General features: G+C 61.1%; 14 protein-coding genes. 5 read left to right on the forward strand and 9 right to left on the reverse strand.

From position 1 onward, the window contains the following. Window positions 1–92: 92 nt before the first annotated feature. The 7 genes from AC1DV9_RS09645 to AC1DV9_RS09675 form a co-directional block, all read right to left on the reverse strand. Window positions 93–2543, reverse strand: coding sequence for a GcvT family protein (locus AC1DV9_RS09645; RefSeq protein WP_477947459.1), 2451 nt, complete (start codon window positions 2541–2543; stop codon window positions 93–95). 1 nt (window position 2544) lies between these two features. Continuing rightward, window positions 2545–3420, reverse strand: a complete 876-nt coding sequence (locus tag AC1DV9_RS09650) for a phosphotransferase (RefSeq protein ID WP_477947461.1) — start codon at window positions 3418–3420, stop codon at window positions 2545–2547. A gap of 71 nt (window positions 3421–3491) precedes the next feature. Further along, entirely contained in the window at window positions 3492–4568 is a 1077-nt protein-coding gene (locus AC1DV9_RS09655) for an ABC transporter ATP-binding protein (protein WP_477947463.1), read from the reverse strand. A 25-nt stretch (window positions 4569–4593) separates the two neighbouring features. Then, window positions 4594–5667 (reverse strand): Gfo/Idh/MocA family protein, encoded by a 1074-nt coding sequence (locus tag AC1DV9_RS09660; protein WP_477947465.1) that lies wholly within the window; start codon window positions 5665–5667, stop codon window positions 4594–4596. Window positions 5668–5687: 20 nt separating this feature from the next. Further along, on the reverse strand, window positions 5688–6575 hold the full coding sequence (locus tag AC1DV9_RS09665; RefSeq protein ID WP_112384973.1) for a carbohydrate ABC transporter permease: 888 nt from the start codon (window positions 6573–6575) through the stop codon (window positions 5688–5690). Then, entirely contained in the window at window positions 6568–7530 is a 963-nt protein-coding gene (locus tag AC1DV9_RS09670; protein ID WP_477947467.1) for a carbohydrate ABC transporter permease, read from the reverse strand. Before AC1DV9_RS09670 ends, AC1DV9_RS09665 begins: the two co-directional genes overlap by 8 nt. Window positions 7531–7535: 5 nt before the next feature. Continuing rightward, window positions 7536–8822, reverse strand: coding sequence for an ABC transporter substrate-binding protein (locus AC1DV9_RS09675; RefSeq protein ID WP_477947469.1), 1287 nt, complete (start codon window positions 8820–8822; stop codon window positions 7536–7538). Window positions 8823–9029: 207 nt separating this feature from the next. On the opposite strand from AC1DV9_RS09675, the gene AC1DV9_RS09680 reads away from it, so the two are divergent. From AC1DV9_RS09680 to AC1DV9_RS09700, 5 genes are all read left to right on the forward strand, one after another. Next, complete coding sequence (locus AC1DV9_RS09680; protein ID WP_477947471.1) at window positions 9030–9707, forward strand: TetR/AcrR family transcriptional regulator; 678 nt, start codon at window positions 9030–9032, stop codon at window positions 9705–9707. A 130-nt stretch (window positions 9708–9837) separates the two neighbouring features. Beyond that, entirely contained in the window at window positions 9838–10986 is a 1149-nt protein-coding gene (locus AC1DV9_RS09685; protein ID WP_477947473.1) for a Gfo/Idh/MocA family protein, read from the forward strand. A 2-nt stretch (window positions 10987–10988) separates the two neighbouring features. Continuing rightward, a complete protein-coding gene (locus AC1DV9_RS09690; RefSeq protein ID WP_477947475.1) occupies window positions 10989–12155 on the forward strand; it encodes a dihydrodipicolinate synthase family protein in 1167 nt (388 codons plus the stop codon). Between the two features lie 24 nt (window positions 12156–12179). After that, on the forward strand, window positions 12180–13010 hold the full coding sequence (locus AC1DV9_RS09695; RefSeq protein ID WP_310293725.1) for a sugar phosphate isomerase/epimerase family protein: 831 nt from the start codon (window positions 12180–12182) through the stop codon (window positions 13008–13010). Between the two features lie 39 nt (window positions 13011–13049). Continuing rightward, entirely contained in the window at window positions 13050–14324 is a 1275-nt protein-coding gene (locus AC1DV9_RS09700; RefSeq protein ID WP_477947477.1) for a Gfo/Idh/MocA family protein, read from the forward strand. Window positions 14325–14386: 62 nt separating this feature from the next. On the opposite strand, the gene AC1DV9_RS09705 is transcribed toward AC1DV9_RS09700, so the two are convergent. Both AC1DV9_RS09705 and AC1DV9_RS09710 read right to left on the reverse strand, forming a co-directional pair. Continuing rightward, a complete protein-coding gene (locus AC1DV9_RS09705) occupies window positions 14387–15400 on the reverse strand; it encodes a hydroxyacid dehydrogenase (RefSeq protein WP_477947479.1) in 1014 nt (337 codons plus the stop codon). Beyond that, the gene (locus tag AC1DV9_RS09710) at window positions 15397–17250 is read right to left on the reverse strand and encodes a DUF2264 domain-containing protein (protein ID WP_477947481.1); all 1854 of its coding nucleotides are present in this window, start codon (window positions 17248–17250) and stop codon (window positions 15397–15399) included. The genes AC1DV9_RS09705 and AC1DV9_RS09710 overlap by 4 nt, the downstream gene beginning before the upstream one ends. Window positions 17251–17252: the final 2 nt, after the last annotated feature.

Below are 17252 nucleotides of genomic sequence, written 5' to 3' on the forward strand. Positions count from 1 at the left end.
GCTAGATTTCTGTGACGTCCCGTGGGCGCAGCCCTAAGGGCACAGGAATGAGGGAAGCATTGGCGGCACCACCGGTGTCCAAAGGCAACAGCCTACCCCTTCACCCTCTTCATCTCGGGATCATACAACGGCTTCAGCGACACCGAGCACGGCACCCGCTCGCGGGCGACATCGAGCTCGTACTTGCCCGACAGCACAAAATCCTCCGTCACGCCCTCAACGTCGCGCACATAGCCGTAGCCAATCGCCTTGCCAATCGTGTAGCCGAAGCCGCCGCTGGAGAGCCATCCTACGCGTTTTCCATCGCGGTAGATGGTTTCGCGGCCGAGCAGGACGATATCAGGGTCATCGGGCACGAAGCAGGCCAGCATCTTCTTGACGCCACCTGTCAATTGACGCTCCACGGCATCGCGGCCACGGAACGGGATGTTCTTTTTGCTCTTAACGGCCCAGGCAAGACCGGCCTCGACGGGCGTATGGTCGGGACCAATATCCGATCCCCAGGCGCGATAGCCCTTTTCCAGGCGGCAGCTTTCGATGGCGCGGTAGCCGGCGTTGACGAGACCGAGGCCGTTTCCGGCGGCCATCAGCGCATCGTAGACGGTCGTTGCATATTCGACCGGCACATGGAGCTCGTAGCCAAGCTCTCCGACATAGGTAATGCGCAGCGCCCTCACGGGGCAGCCGGCGATGCCGACCGTCCTGACGCGCCCGAAGGGAAAGGCGGCGTTCGAGACATCCGATGAGGTGACCTTCTCCAGCACCAAACGGGCATTCGGGCCCATCAGCGACAGAACCGAATAGGCCGAGGTGACATCGACCAGCTCGGCCTGCATGCCGTCAGGAATATTGCGGGCTATCCAGTCGAAATCGTGGGTCGCAAAGCCGGTGCCGGTGACGATGTAATATTCGTTCTCGGCAATGCGGGCGACTGTGAGATCGCATTCGATGCCGCCCTTGTCATTCAGCATCTGGGTATAAACAAGCGAGCCGACAGGCTTTGCCACATCGTTCGAAGCGATCCAGCCGAGCGCTGCTTCGGCATCGCGGCCCTTCAGCACGAATTTCGCGAAGGACGTCTGGTCGAAGATGACGGCCGCCTCGCGCACCGCCTTGTGCTCGCGGCCAACGGCCTCGAACCAGTTCTGCCTGTTGTAGCTGTAGATGTCCTTCGGCTCCTCGTTGGCGAAGAGATCGGCAAACCAGTTCGGCCGCTCCCAGCCAAGCTTCTCGCCGAAACAGGCGCCCTGAGCCTTCAGGCGATCGTAGAGCGGTGACTTGCGGCAGGGGCGACCGCTCGAATGCTCTTCGAAGGGGAAGGCCAGCGTATAATGCTTGCCGTAGGCCTCCAGGGTGCGGGTGCGGACCCAGTCGGTGTCGAAATGCGGGCGGCCGAAGCGGCGGATATCGACCGGCCAGAGATCGTAGGGCGGCTCTCCCTTCGCCACCCATTCGGCCAGCGCCATGCCGGCACCGCCGCCGGACGCAATGCCGAAAGCGTTGAAACCCGCTCCGACAAAGAAGTTCTTCAGTTCCGGCGCTTCGCCGAGGATGAAGTTTCCGTCAGGCGTGAAGCTCTCCGGACCGTTCAACAGCTGCTTGACGCCGGCGGTTTCGAGAGCGGGAACGCGGGCCAGTGCCTGTTCCATGATCTGCTCGAAGTGATCGTAATTGCTGTCGAGCAGCGTGTAGTGGAAGCCGTCGGGAATGCCGCCAGTTGCCCAGGGGATCGGGTTGGGCTCATAGCCGCCCATGACGAGGCCACCGACCTCTTCCTTGTAGTAGGTCAGGCGATCGGGATCGCGGAGTGTCGGCAGGTTCGAGGGTACGCCGAAGGATTCGGTGATCAGATATTGATGCTCAACGGAGACGAGCGGCACGTTGACGCCGAAGCGCGCGGCGAAGGCGCGGGTCCACTGGCCGGCGCAGACTACGACGCGCTCGCATTCGATGCGGCCATTGGCGGTGATGACGGCGCGGATACGGCCCTTGTCGATCTCGAGGTCGATGACTTCGGTGTCCTCGAAGATCGAGACACCGGCCATGCGGGCGCCACGAGCAAGCGCCTGAGTGATATCAGAGGGGTTGGCCTGACCATCGGTCGGGAGGTAGGCCGCACCGACGAGGTCATCAATCGTCATCAGCGGCCAGAGATCGAAAGCCTCCTGCGGCGTCAGCAGATGCATTTCGAGGCCGAAGGACTGCGCCGTGGTCGCCTGGCGCTTCACCTCGGTCCAACGCTCCTCGTTGCAGGCGAGCCTCAAGCCACCATTCATCTTCCAGCCGGTGCCGAGCCCGGTTTCGGCCTCCAGCTTCTTGTAGAGATCGACGGAATAGCCGAGCAGCTGGGTGATGTTGGCGCTGGTGCGCAGCTGGCCGACGAGGCCGGCAGCGTGGAAGGTCGTGCCCGATGTCAGCTTCTTGCGCTCGAGCAGCACGGTATCGGTCCAGCCGAGCTTGCCGAGATGATAGGCCGTCGAGCAGCCGATGATACCGCCGCCGATGACCACGGCCTTCGCCGTCTTCGGTAATTCCTTCATCATTCTACTGATCCTGTTCAAATGCCTTGTAAGCGCGCTCGAAGCGCGCAAGATTTTCGGCGGTATAAGCGGCGTAATCGAAATCGATGGTCGAATGGATCTCGGAGACCATGCTCCAAAGTGTCTCGCGTAGCAGAGAGGCGCATTTCATCGCGCTGTAGCGGCGCCAGAGATCGGGGGTCAGCGGCTTTTCGAAATAGCTTTCAAGCATCGTCCGTTCGGCGGCTTCCGGGAGCTCGTTGTTGGAGGCAAGGCCGCCGAGATCGAAGAGCGGCGTGTTGAAGCCGGCATAGTCCCAGTCGATCAACCAGAGCCGTTTGCCGTCATCGAGGAAATTGGCGGCCAGCAGATCGTTGTGCCCGAAGCCGATCTCGAACGGTCCAGCGGCGGCTTCGAGACGCTCGGCTTTCTCTAGCAGACCCGGCAGAAGCGGTGCGTAGCCGCTACCTGCCGCGGCAAGATTAGCCGCATAATCGCGGATCACGTGGAAGACCCAGAAGATCATCGCGTGGCCACGGAAGTGGCGAGCGATGTCGCCGTGGCAGGCCCGGACCAGCGGCAGCGTCCGCAGCAAGGTTGCTTCATTCTGCAGATCAGCCGCGGTCAGTGCCCGCGATTCGATGAAGTCCAGAACGAGGATACCGGGCGCATGATGGATGACGGCGGGCGAAAGACCGGCGGCATGGGCAGCAATGCTGGCGGCAAGCTCATTCTGGCGGTTGATGTGGTGAACCGGGATATCATCGCCCAACCGGACGACGCGCCGCGTGTTGCGATCCCTGACGAGGTAGTTGCGGTTGGTGATGCCGCCGGTGATAGGTTCGATCTCGACCGGTCCGTGCCAGATGCCGAGTGCATGAATCCTATCTTCAGGCGTCACGCTTGTCCCCCTCGCGGCCCATTTTCAAAATGATGGGCCAGAGGAGGATCTGCTGTCAAGCAGAGGCCCTGTCAGATCGTGGCGCCGGACGCATCGAAGACGTGACAGCGGGCCGGATCGAAGGCGGTCTTCACATTGGTGCCGCGCTCGACCTTCTGCTGGCCGTCGAGAGCGATGGTCAGCTGCTGACCATCCGGCGTCGTCGTGTAAAGCATCGTGGCGCCGCCGAGATTTTCGACGAGATCGACATTGACGGTCGCAAGCGCCGTTCCGGCATCGGCAACGCCGAGATGTTCCGGGCGGATTCCGAATGTCACATCCTGGCCTGCCGAGCCCTTCAAGCGCCGAGGCAGGCGGATCGAACTGCCGCAGACGCTGACACTCGTGTCCCCTTCATTCACCTGCTCGATCTTGGCCTTCAGGAAGTTCATTTTCGGGCTGCCGATGAAGCCGGCGACGAAGCGGTTGGCCGGGTTGTTGTAGAGATCGAGCGGGGCGCCGACCTGCTCGATGCGGCCGGAATTCAGGACGACGATCTTGTCTGCCATGGTCATGGCCTCGACCTGATCGTGCGTCACATAGATCATCGTATTGCCGAGGCTGCTGTGCAGGCGGGAAATCTCGACGCGCATCTGCACGCGCAGTTCCGCATCAAGGTTCGACAGCGGCTCGTCGAAGAGGAAGATGCGCGGCTCGCGCACAATGGCGCGGCCGATGGCAACACGCTGGCGCTGGCCGCCGGAAAGCGCCTTGGGCTTGCGTTCCAGCAGCTTTTCGATCTGCAGAATCTCGGCGGCGCGGCGCACCTTCGGCTCGATTTCAGCCTTTTTGTAGCCGGCTGTCTCCAGCCCGAAAGCCAGATTCTTGTAGACCGACATATGCGGATAAAGCGCATAGGACTGGAACACCATGGCGATCCCGCGCTTTGCCGGCGCGACCTCGTTCATGCGTTCGTTGTCGAGAAGAAGGGCGCCGCCGGAAATCTCCTCGAGCCCGGCTATCATCCGCAGCAGCGTGGACTTGCCACAGCCGGACGGGCCGACGAAGACGGTGAACTCACCGGGATCGATCGTCAGGTCGATGCCATGAATGACATCCAGCGACCCGTAGCGCTTCTCGACCTTTTGAAGAACGACACTCGTTGCCATCTTCCCAAATCCTCTCCTGATCCCGTTATCGCGTTTTTGCACGCCAGTCGGCGTATTTGGGGCTCTCCGGCCCGATCGGCAGCGCAACGTCAGCTCCACTGTCCGAGGATTGATAGATTGCCGTCACCAGCTCCAGAGCGCGGCGCGCATCTGCCGACGTCACCGGCAGCGGCCCATTGCCGCTAAGATAGTCGTGGAAGCGGACCATTTGCGTGTTGAAGCGCGGCGCCACCGGCTGCCAGTCGGCGAGCGCTTTGTCGATCTGCGCCTGCACGTCATCATTTGCGGCGATGATCTGCCAGGGGCCTTTACCCGGCGAGTAGGGTTCGTGATTGCTCTCGAACGTGACGTTTTCGAAATGCAGCCGAAGGCGGCTGATTTCCTGCTGGGAACCAAGGGTGCACGAGAGCGACACGAAGGCGCCGTTCTGCATCTCAAGGCTCACCGAGGCACAGTCTTCCACCTCGATATCGTTGACGCGGGTGGCGACACGGCCGAAGACGCGCGCGGCCGGGCCGGCAAGATGGAAGAGCATATCGTGCAGGTGCAGCGCATGCGTGACCAGCACACCGCCAAGTTCGGTCGCCCATTTGCCGCGCCAGGGCACGGCGTAATATTCGGGTTTGCGCAGCCAGAAGGTCTCCACCGAACCCATGTAGAACTTGCCGGCAATGCCTGCATCGACGATGCGCTTCGCCTGCTCGATGCCATCGCCGTAGCGATACTGGAAGATCGGCATCAGCGTGCCCTTGGCCGTCTTCTCGGCACGCATGATCTCGTCGACACCAGCCAGCGATCCCGTCAGCGGCTTTTCGCAGACGACGTGCTTTCCGGCAGCAAGGGCTGCGATCACCTGTCCGTTATGAAGGCCCGGCGGCGTGCAGATATCGATGATGTCAATACCGTCGTCCGCCAGAAGCTCGTCGAAGGACGTGGTGCGGCGCTCGATGCCGAATTCGTCACCGACGGTCTTCAGCCGTTCCTCGTTCAGGTCGCAGATCGCTGCGACCTTGAAGCGATCAGTATGCGGCAGGTAGCCCTCGACGATATGCGAACGCCCGATACCGCAGCCGACGATGGCGACAGTCTTGATGCTCATGTCACTCTTTCCCATCGGCATCAGCGCTTCATGCCTGTTGTGGCGATGCCTTCGATCAGCAGGCGCTGGAAGAAAAGGAAGAAGAAGAACACGGGCACGAGGGTCAGCGTCGACATGGCGAACAGGCCACCCCAGTCCGATGCGCTGGTCGAGTCGACAAAGGTGCGCAGGCCGAGCTGGATCGTGTAGGTGTTCATGTCGTTCAGATAGATCAGCGGCCCGAAGAAATCGTCCCAGGTCCAGATGAAGGAGAAGATGGCAGCCGTTGCCAGCACCGGCAGCGACAGCGGCAGCATGATCTTCCAATAGATCCGCCAGGCGCTGCAGCCATCCATCATCGCCGCTTCATCGAGTTCGCGCGGAATGCCGCGGAAGAACTGCACCATGAGAAAGATGAAGAAGGCGTCGCTGGCGAGGAACTTCGGCACGACCAGCGGCAGGATGGTGTTGACCCAGCCGAGGTTGAGAAACAGCACATATTGCGGGATCAGCGTCACGTGATACGGGATCATCAGGGTGCCGAGCATGATCGCGAACCAGAAATTCCGGCCGGCAAAGCGCAGACGCGCGAAGGCGAAAGCCGTCAGCGAGCAGGCGATGACATTGCCGGTGACCGTCAGCAGCGAGATGACCAGCGAATTCCAGAAGAAGCGCCCGAAGCTGATATCGAGGCCGGTCCAGCCGCGCACATAGGACGCGAAATCGATTGATGACGGGATGATCGAGGTCGACGAGAAGATCTCGTTTTCCGGGCGCACGGAGGCCGAGAGCATCCAGAGCAGCGGATAGAGCATCAGCAGCGACGCACCGATCAGCAGGGCATGGACGACGATCGAACCCGGCAGGCTGCGCTTGTTGATGTCGGATGGCGGCCTGGCCGCGGTAACTGCAGCGGTCATCTCAGTCATCGTAGTGAACCCAATAGCGCGAGGACAGGAACGAGAAGGCGGTGAAGATCGCGATGATGACCACCAGGATCCACGCGAGTGCCGAAGCGTAGCCCATGCGGAAATTGCCGAAGGCTTCCTGATAGAGATAGAGCGTATAGAACAGCGTCGAATTGATCGGACCGCCGGTGCCGCCTGAGATGATGAAAGCAGGTGTGAAGGCCTTGAAGGCTTCGATCGTCTGCACCACGGCATTGAAGAAAATGACGGGCGTCAGAAGCGGCAGCGTGATCTTGTAGAACTGGCGGAATGTCGAGGCGCCGTCGAGGCTGGCCGCCTCATACATATCCTGCGGGATCTGGCGCAGACCGGCGAGGAAGATGATCATCGGCGAGCCGAACTGCCAGACGGACAGCGCCACCAGCGTGTAGATCGAATAGCTCGGATGCGAGATCCAGCTTGGGCCCTGAATGCCGATCTGTGCCAGTGCTGCATTGACCAGGCCGTCGCCGGCAAAGAGCTGACGCCAGAGAACGGCGATGGCGACACTGCCGCCAAGCAGCGAGGGCAGATAGAAAATGGCGCGGTAGACGGGAAGACCACGAATGCCCCGGTTCAGCGCCATTGCCACCATCAGCGCAAAAGTGAGCTTGAAGGGAACGGAGAGCACGACATAGGTCAGCGTCACCTTCATCGCCGCGGCGAATTTCGGATCGGCGGTGGCGATGCGCACATAGTTGTCCGTGCCGACCCAGCCCGGCGCTCTCAACATGTCGAAGTCCGTGAACGACAGGTAGAGAGAAATCAGGGCGGGGCCGAGCGTCAGCCCAAAAAAACCCAGGAGCCAGGGCAGCAGGAAGAGATAGCCTGGAGCATTGGCATTCCACAGCCGCCTGAGGCGGCTGTCTGCCACTGCTCCCTGGTAACGTTCCACCGTCACGGCTCCGTCGGCCGTTGTGCGCATCGCATTGTTCATGTGGTTCAACCCCGCGCGAGGACGCGCGTAATTTCATCCACGAGCTGCTTGCCGGCATCGGCAGGGGTTACCTGACCGAAGGCAACCTGCTCGGCGAGCTGGCGCAGAACCGTCTGGCCTTCACCGGCACCTGTCGGCGGCGGTGGCGGCAACGGACCGGCGAGATCGCCAAGATTGGCCACGTAGTTCAGCGGGATCTTGCCGACATCATCGAGCGTACCGGCGACGACATCACGCATCGACTTCGATTCCGGAATGCCGCGCTCGACGTCAAGCACCTTGGCGGCATCGGGATTCATGACGAAGAAGTTGACGTAATCAACCGCCTGATCCAGCACCTTGGACTGCGCCGACACCGAGAAGAACATCGATGGCTTACGGTAGTGGCCGCCCTTCGAGTCCGCGGTGACGCGCGGGTAGTTGCTGAGCGTCAGCTTGTCCTTGACGACGGCCTGGAAGCCGACGAACTGGTTGCTGTGCGCGTAATCGATCGCAGCCTTGCCCATCGTCAGCGGGGCGGTGTCGATCGTATCCTTGTAGAGCGCCTGAACATCAGGCGGCACACAGGCACCGGCTTCACGGAACTTCGCCCACATGTCGAACCATTCGGACGCATCTTCAACGCCAAAGGCGATCTTCGAATCCGCCGTGTACAGCGCCTTTCCGCGCTGGCGAACGTAGTTTTCGAAGAGCGGCTCAGCGCCGCTGCCGTCGGCAAAGCCGAAGAAGCCCTTGCGCTTGCCGGCCTTGGTGATTTCAGCACCGATCTTGCCGAGTTCTTCCCAGGTCGTCTTGTTGTTCGGGGCTTCGACGCCTGCTTCCTGCAGCGCAACAGTGTTGATTACAGTCGCTGCCGAGTTCGCGCCGAGGCTGATGCCATAGAGATGGCCATCGACCTTGCCACCTTCGATCTGAGCCGGATCGAAATCGCCGAGCTGCAGCTTCGAGGGCATGTAGGATTCCAGCGGAGCAAGAGCGCCGCGCCGGGCATATTCGACGATATAACGGTAATCCATCTGGATCACGTCAGGGGCGTTCTTGCCGGCGACCTGGGTCGCGAGCTTCTGCCAGTAATCCCCCCAGCCCAGGAATTCGCCGGTGATCGAAACACCGGAATTCTTGGCCTTGTAGAGATCCGACACCTTGTTGGTGCGGTCTGCGCGGGGCTGAGAGCCCCACCAGATCAGGCGGACACGGGCGTCCTGCGCAAATGCAGGGGCACCCATACCCGAAAGCGCGAGCAGCGAAGCCCCTCCCGCCATGAAGCCACGTCTATTAATGCTGAATGTCATCTGTTTTTCCTCCTCCCTTGGGGAGCGCCTCCACACGCTCCTTGCTGGTTTCTCTTGCAACAAATAACTAATTGGTTACAAGCTATGGACAAGCACGAAGCCTGTCAAGCGGTCTTGGTTTCGCGAGGTCTCCTCTTCGAATTTCGCTTGTACAACCTCGCACCGAAGCCTTATGAGCGCAACATTAGCGTCTGGGGAGATAAGCCGATGAACGATACCGGCCAGACTGGGGACAAGAAAAAGCCGAAGCGCGCCAGCGGCGAGCGCGTGCTTCAGCGCGACCCCGAACGAACGAAGGCTGCGATCCTAGAGGCGGCAACGCAGGAATTTGCCGAAAACGGCATGGGCGGCGCCCGCGTCGATGCGATCGCCGAACGTGCCGGCACCAACAAGCGGATGCTCTACCACTATTTCGGTGACAAGGAGCAGCTGTACCTGCGTGTGCTTGAAGAGGCCTATGTCGGCATCCGCACCGCCGAACGCGCGCTGCATATCGGCGACCGCAATCCGGAAGAAGGCATCACGGAACTCGCGCTCTTCACCTGGCGCTATTTCCTCCAGCATCCGGAATTCCTCAGTCTGCTCGGAACGGAAAACCTGCATCGCGCCCGGTGGCTGCGCCGATCGGTGCGGCTGAAGGAGCTTCACTCGCATCTGATCGGCGAACTGGCCCAGGTGCTTGAACGCGGCAAAAAGGAAGGCGTCTTCATCGAGACGGCCGATCCGCTGCATGTCTATCTGACGATCGCATCGCTCGGATATTTCTATCTTTCCAACCAGTACACGCTCTCGACCATCTTCGGCCGCCCCCTGATCGAGGCCACGAATCTGGACACCTGGGAGCGCCATATCGTCCACGTGACGCTCGCCTCCATCAAGCGCTGAGAAGCCGAAACGGATTTGCCTATTGACAGGTCCGGTTTCCTTCTGCCATCAAGTAACTGTTTAGTTACTGGCTTGGGAGGGCTGGGCCAAGCCCGCTCCCTGCCGGAAAACGATTGGCAGGGAGGAACAAATGGCACGTCTCGGGATCATTTTGCACGGCGTTACAGGCCGCATGGGATACAATCAGCACCTGGTGCGATCGATCCTGGCCATCCGCGATCAGGGCGGCCTTCTGCTGAAATCGGGCGAGCGGCTGGAGATCGATCCGATCATTGTCGGCCGCAACCGCGACAAGATGGAAGAGCTGGCGAAGAAGCATAACATCAAGCGCTGGTCGACCGACCTTGACGCCGCACTTGCCAACCCCGACGACCATATTTTCTTCGACGCCGGCACGACGCTGATGCGTGCCGAGCTGCTGTCCCGGGCGCTTGACGCCGGCAAACATGTCTATTGCGAAAAGCCGATTTCCGATGACCTGCAGGTTGCGGTCGATCTTGCCCGGAAGGCCCGCTCTTCCGGGCTCAAGCACGGCGTCGTTCAGGACAAGCTGTTCCTGCCCGGCCTGCGAAAGCTGGCGCTGCTGCGCGATTCCGGCTTCTTCGGCAAGATTCTCTCGGTGCGCGGCGAGTTTGGCTACTGGGTGTTCGAGGGCGACTGGGGCGTGCCGGCACAGCGCCCGTCCTGGAACTACCGCAAGGGCGACGGCGGCGGCATCATCCTGGATATGCTGTGCCACTGGCGCTACGTGCTCGACAATCTCTTTGGCGAGGTGAAATCCGTCTCCTGCCTCGGTGCCACCCATATCGGCAGCCGAGTCGACGAACAGGGCAAGACCTACCCTTGCGATACCGACGACGCCGCCTACGCGACCTTCGAACTTGAGGGCGGGGTGATCGCGCAGATCAACTCCTCCTGGGCGGTTCGCGTCCGCCGCGACGACCTCGTGACGTTCCAGGTCGACGGCACGCATGGTTCCGCGGTCGCGGGGCTCACGAAATGCTGGACCCAGCACCGCGTCAACACGCCGAAGCCGGTCTGGAATCCCGACCAGCCACAGACGATCGACTTCTACAAGACCTGGGACGAGGTGCCTGATACGCAGGTCTTCGACAATGGCTTCAAGGCGCAGTGGGAAATGTTCCTGCGCCATGTCGCCGAGGATGCGCCGTGGCCCTATGGCATGGAGGCTGGCGCCAAGGGCGTGCAGCTGGCCGAACTCGGCCTGAAGTCGTGGGCCGAACGCCGCTGGCTTGACGTTCCCGGGCTGGAATTCTGATCATGGCAAGAACGATCAATCTCCCGCTGGACGGCAAGATCGCGCCCTATCAGCTGACCGGCGTGCCGATCGAGCTGAAGACGCGCGATGCCAAGGATTTTCCGCGCGTCGTCTATGCGGCCGCCCATGTGGTGGCCGATCCGCTTGAAGACAACGACCCGTGGCTGACGCCGGCGATCGACTGGGAGCGGACGCTGGCATTTCGCCACCGGCTCTGGGATCTCGGCCTCGGCGTTGCCGAGGCGATGGATACGGCTCAGCGCGGCATGGGCCTCGGCTGGTCGGAGGCCCGAGAGCTGATCCGCCGAGCGTTGCGCGAGGCACGTACCCGAAAGGACGCGCTGATTGCCTGCGGCGCAGGCACCGATCATCTGACACCCGGCCCTGACGTAACGGTTGACACAATCATCCGGGCCTACGAGGAGCAGATCGAGGCCGTCGAGGCGGAAGGCGGGCGCATCATCCTGATGGCAAGCCGGGCGCTGGCCGCCGCCGCCAAGGGCCCGGACGACTATATCCGGGTCTATGACCGCATCCTTCGCCAGGTCAAGGAACCCGTGATCATCCATTGGCTCGGCGAAATGTTCGATCCGGCGCTCGCCGGCTATTGGGGCAATGACGACCACATCAAGGCAATGTCGACGAGCCTTCAAGTGATCGAAGCCAATGCCGCCAAGGTCGATGGCATCAAGATTTCGCTGCTTTCGAAGGAGAAGGAAGTGGCGATGCGCCGCCAGCTGCCGAAAGCAGTGCGCATGTATACCGGCGACGATTTCAACTATGCCGAACTGATCGCCGGCGACGAAGAGGGGCATTCTGACGCTCTGCTCGGCATTTTCGATGCGATCGCACCGGCGGCTTCGGCGGCAATGGACGCACTCGGGCGCCAAAGCAACAGCGAGTTTTTCGATCTGCTCGACCCGACCGTTCCGCTGTCGCGCCACATCTTCAAGGCGCCGACCCGCTTCTACAAGACCGGTGTGGTGTTCCTTGCCTATCTGAACGGGCTGCAGGACCATTTCGTGATGGTCGGCGGACAGCAGAGCACAAGGTCTCTGGCGCATCTCGCCGAACTGTTCCGGCTGGCCGACAAGGCGCGGGTGCTCGCCGATCCCGATCTCGCGGTCACCCGCATGAAGCAGGTGCTCGCCGTTCACGGCGTACAGTGAACCATCAGGCAGGGAGGACATGACATGCAGGTCGAAGGACTTTCGATCAATCTCGCAACGATCCGCGAGCAATGCGGCTTTGCCGAAGCCGTCGATCTCTGCCTGAAGCACGGCATCACCAGGATCGCCCCCTGGCGGGATCAGATCGCCAAGGCCGGTCTCGACGAGGCTGTCCGTATCGTGAAATCGAACGGCCTGAAGCTGACCGGCCTTTGCCGAGGGGGCTTCTTTCCGGCGGCCAATGACGGCGATTGGCAGAAAAACCTCGACGACAACAGACGGGCGATCGACGAGGCGGCTGCGCTTGGCGCCGATTGCCTGGTGCTCGTTGTCGGTGGATTGGCGGGTGGATCGCGGGATATCGGTGCTGCCCGGCAGATGGTTTCGGACGGCATCGCCGCCGTTCTGCCGCATGCGAAAGCCTCAGGCGTGCCGCTGGCGATCGAGCCACTGCATCCGATGTATGCCGCCGACCGCTCCTGCGTGAATACCCTGCGCCAGGCGCTCGACATGTGCGAGCTTCTCGGCACCGATGTCGGCGTCGCCATTGACGTCTATCACGTCTGGTGGGATCCGGAACTCGCCGAGCAGATCGCGCGCGCCGGGCAGATGAAGCGCATCTTCGCGCATCACATCTGCGATTGGCTGGTGCCGACCAAGGACATGCTGACCGACCGCGGCATGATGGGCGACGGCGTGATCGATCTCAAAGGCATCAGGCGGATGATCGAGAAGGCGGGCTTCTTCGGCGCGCAGGAGGTCGAGATCTTTTCAGCAGACAACTGGTGGAAGCGCCCGGCGGAGGAGGTTATCGCCACCTGCGTCGACCGGTATCATGGCTGCTGCCTGGTTTAATGGATATTCGTTTCAGCACGTATGAAGGAGGATCATTCGATGGAGAAGCGCCGTTTTGCACTGATAGGGACCGGCAATCGCGGGACGACGATGTGGGGCAAGGATCTGCTCGCCGGGTGGCGCGAGCATGTGGATCTGGTGGCCATCGTCGAGAAGAACTCGCTGCGCGGCGAGCGGGCGCGCACGATGATCGGCAGCAATGCCCCCATCTATGACGACATCGATGCGATGCTAAAGGAGGTCAAGCCCGACCTCGTGATCGTCTGCACGCCTGACCATACCCATGACGCGATCGTCGTGCGGGCGCTTGAGGCCGGGATCGACGTGATCACCGAAAAACCAATGACGACGGCGGTCGACAAGATCCGGCGGATCATGGACGCCGAGAAGCGGACCGGTCAGCGCGTCGATGTGTCGTTCAATTACCGCTATTCGCCGACGGCAGCGCGCATTAAGGAGCTGCTGAATTCAGGCGAGATCGGCCGCGTTACCTCCGTCGATTTTCATTGGTACCTGAACACCAAGCACGGCGCCGATTATTTCCGCCGCTGGCATGCCTATACCGAGAATTCGGGCAGCCTCTTCGTCCACAAGGCGACACACCATTTCGATCTGCTGAACTGGTATCTCGACAGCGATCCCGAAGCCGTCACATCCTTTGCCGATCTGCAGAATTACGGCCGCAAGGGCCCCTTCCGCGGCCCGCGCTGCAAGCTCTGTCCTCACACCGCCGACTGCGATTATTATCTCGACCTCGAGGCAGATCCATTCCTGGACACGCTTTACGAGGACCCCTCGAAGATCGACGGCTATTTCCGCGACGGCTGCGTCTTCCGCGAGGATATCGACATCCCCGATACGATGGTGGTCAGCATCCGCTACCGCAACAACGTGCATGTCTCCTACTCGCTGAACACCTTCCAGCCGATCGAGGGTCATCATCTGGCGTTCAACGGCACCAAGGGCCGGATCGAGGTTCGCCAGCTTGAAACGCAGCCATGGGAGGTGAAGAAGGAGGACGAGATCCTGCTGATCCGTAATTTCCCCAATGGCAAGGAAGCGCTCGAACGCATCGTCGTTCCACATTCGTCCGGCGGGCATTACGGTGGTGACGACCGGATGCGCAACATGATCTTCAAGCCCGGCATGGAAGATGGACTGCATCAGCGCGCCGGTACGCGCGCCGGGGCGATGTCTGTTCTCTGCGGGATTGCAGCACTGGAGAGTTCGCGCACGGGCAAGGTGGTGACGCTTGCCGACCTGATGCCGGAGATCGCCAATGACGGTTCGCCGAATAGCGTAAAAGCCGGCTAATAAAATTGAAGCGTCAGTTCTTGTGAAGCTGGCGCTTTCAATTTCGGATATTGGCGCAGGCCCTAAGCAAGCCGGTCGAGATCGGCCAGCGTCAGCGCGTAGAGCAGCGGCTCGCCCTTCAGAAAGCGCTCGATCTCATCGATGGCCATTGCGCCAAGCCTAGAACGCTCCAATCCGACCGCGCCGGCGATATGCGGCGTCAGGAACACGTTGGGGAGATCGTAAAATGCCGAGCTCGTCTCGGGAATTTCCGGATCGGTAACGTCGATAATGGCATCAATCCGGCCGGTGGCCAGCGTCGCCAGCAATGCCGCCTCATCGATGATCGCGCCACGCGCCGTGTTGATCAGTGTTGCGCCATCCTTCATCAGCGCCAGCTTCGCCGCATCGATCATGTGGCGGGTCGATGGAAGCGACGGCGCATGAAGGGAGACGATATCCGACATCCGCATCAACGTATCGAGATCGCATTTCCCGGCGCCCAGCTCCGCGCATTGCGCAGCACTCAATGTCGGATCAAAAAGCAGGATCTTGAATTCGAAGGGTTTCAACAGATCGATCACCCGCCGCCCGATCCGCGAAGCGCCGATGATGCCGACCGTCCGGCCGCAGTTGCCGATCGCCAGCCGCTGCATCGGATAGGTCCGCTCGCGGTTCCTGTCACTCGTGTAATAGTCGCGGAAACGAAAGACCTGCTTGCCGGCAAACAGGATCGCCGCAAGGGTGAATTCCGCGACGGGAACCGCATTGGCCTCCGCCGCATGGGTGACCTGCACACCCGATCTGAAGACCTCCTCGCCGATGATGCCTTTGACGGTGCCGGCGGCATGGGCCACAAGTTTCATCCCTTTCGCGGCCGAAAGCACATCGGCACCAACAAAGGGCGCCCCCCAGCCGGTGATCAGGATCTCGGTTTCGGCAAGGATGCGCCTGGCGCGCTCATCGCTGAAATTCTCGAGCGGCTGCCGGTCGAGTAGCACACCGAGCTGTTCCAGCCGGTCGAGCAGGGTATTAGGGAGAACATGCTCCGTCCGCTGCCCGGGCTGCATGGCAAGTGCAATACCTCTTTGTCTCATGGCATTTGCCCTGGCGCCTCGATGGCGCTGACCGTGATGCCTTCCTTGGCGACGATCGCTTCCAGCGAAGACAAATCCGGCCGTTGAGGCGGTGTTCGCCACGCACCCGACACAGCCTGCCGGTCGCCCGTGGCTATCACGGCCGTGAACAACACGGTCTCGCCCGCCGGAATTTCACCGCGCAGCTGCGGCACCAGGGTCTTGGCGACGATCATGTTGGTGTTCGGCAATGCCTTTTGCACTAAGCCGTGGCGCTCGATGCCGGAGCCGAGATCAGCAATACCGGAGAAGTCAGCTTCGCCAATGGCGCAGGCCTGGCCGGCAGCGGTTTCGAGCGTATCGCGATCGAAGTCCTGCTTGGCAATCGCAAAGCCGCCCTCGGCAATCTGCAACGCACGCGGCGACTGGATGCGATGGACGCGAATATGCCAAGGTGCCGCCGGAACAAGCCAGGTCTCGACGCTGACATCCTTGAAAGGCGACCAATTTGCATAGAGCACGTCGCCGACAATCTTCGCCACCGTATTGATTTCACGGACCCGATAGTGAAAGCCGTCATCGCTGAAAGCCAATGCAGAATCGAACGCGCCGCCGGCAAAACTCCGCTCGTCGGCTTCGACGCTGAAGCCATAGCGGGCCGAATATGCGAATTTGGCGTATTTTTCGGCACCAAACCGCATCTGAAGATTTTCCTGCCCCGATGAAAGGGCCACCGCATCTTCGCCGGTGTGCATGATCACCATGCCGGGATGGCGCTGCGGTGTGACAGGTGCGGCGGCCGGTACCACCTCTTTCGCCGTCCAGAACGGATGATCTTCCGGGATTGCCAGCGGCAGGAAAGCCTTGAACGCCCAGTATGGCGAACCGGCCGAATTATAGCTCTCGGACATCAGCAAATTCGGATAGCCGAAGCCGATCGACAGAATACCGTCGCGGTTCGTCATCGGCTTGTCGCGCCACCAGCGCAGATGCTGAAGGCAGAGATGCTTGACTTCACCCCACGGCAGCGCTTCCAAATCCGCAAACGCAAGCGCCGACCAGAAGCCCGCGCAGGCAAAACGGTAGGTGAGGCTGCGGCCGAACGGGATTGTCGCGCCATCGTCAGCAAACCAATGCCGGAAATCTTGGGCAAAGAGCAGAGCCCGTTCCCGGTAGCGCTTCGCATAGTCGTCATCGACGAGCTTCGAATAGATCAGCCCGTAGAAATGCATGGCGAAGGGGATGTAGTGATCGACGCGGCGAACGTTGCCATCGCGGTACCAGCCGTCACCAACATAGAAGCCTTCGAGCTCTTCGAGGTATTGCTTCGTCAAGCTGCGATCGAAATCGGCCCCGACACGATCGAGCGCGATGTCGACGAAGATGCGGAAGAATTTCCAGTTGTTGTCGGCATAGTCGAATTGGCGAGCATGCTTGAGATAGGCGATGACATTGGCGCGCTGGGCGTTATCGAGCGGTTCCCAGATCTTCTCTGGCACCAGCGCGATCGCAAAGCCCAGAGCCGCAAGTTCCACCATCCGCTGATCGCGGCCCCCGACCGTGCCCCAATATTCCGGGTGATCGGGATCGGTGCCGTTGGCGATACCGTCGGCGAAACGCTGCCAATGGGCGAAGTCGCCCTTTCCAGCGCCAAGCGGCGCCAGGCCCCAGAGAGGCCGGGCAAAACCTTCAAGATCAGCGGCCGCCCGGTCGAAATGTGCGCCCGCGCCATCGAGCCTGACACGCGCGTTGCCCTCGGAAAAATAGGGAAGCAGCGGATTGAAGAGATCATGAAGGGCGCGGCTCATGTCGCTGCGCGTCTGGAGAGGATTGCCTGCGAGCGGATTGGCGCTGGCCGGATCATAGGTCATCT

The sequence above is a fragment of the Rhizobium sp. 01L410 genome, from assembly GCF_056400165.1.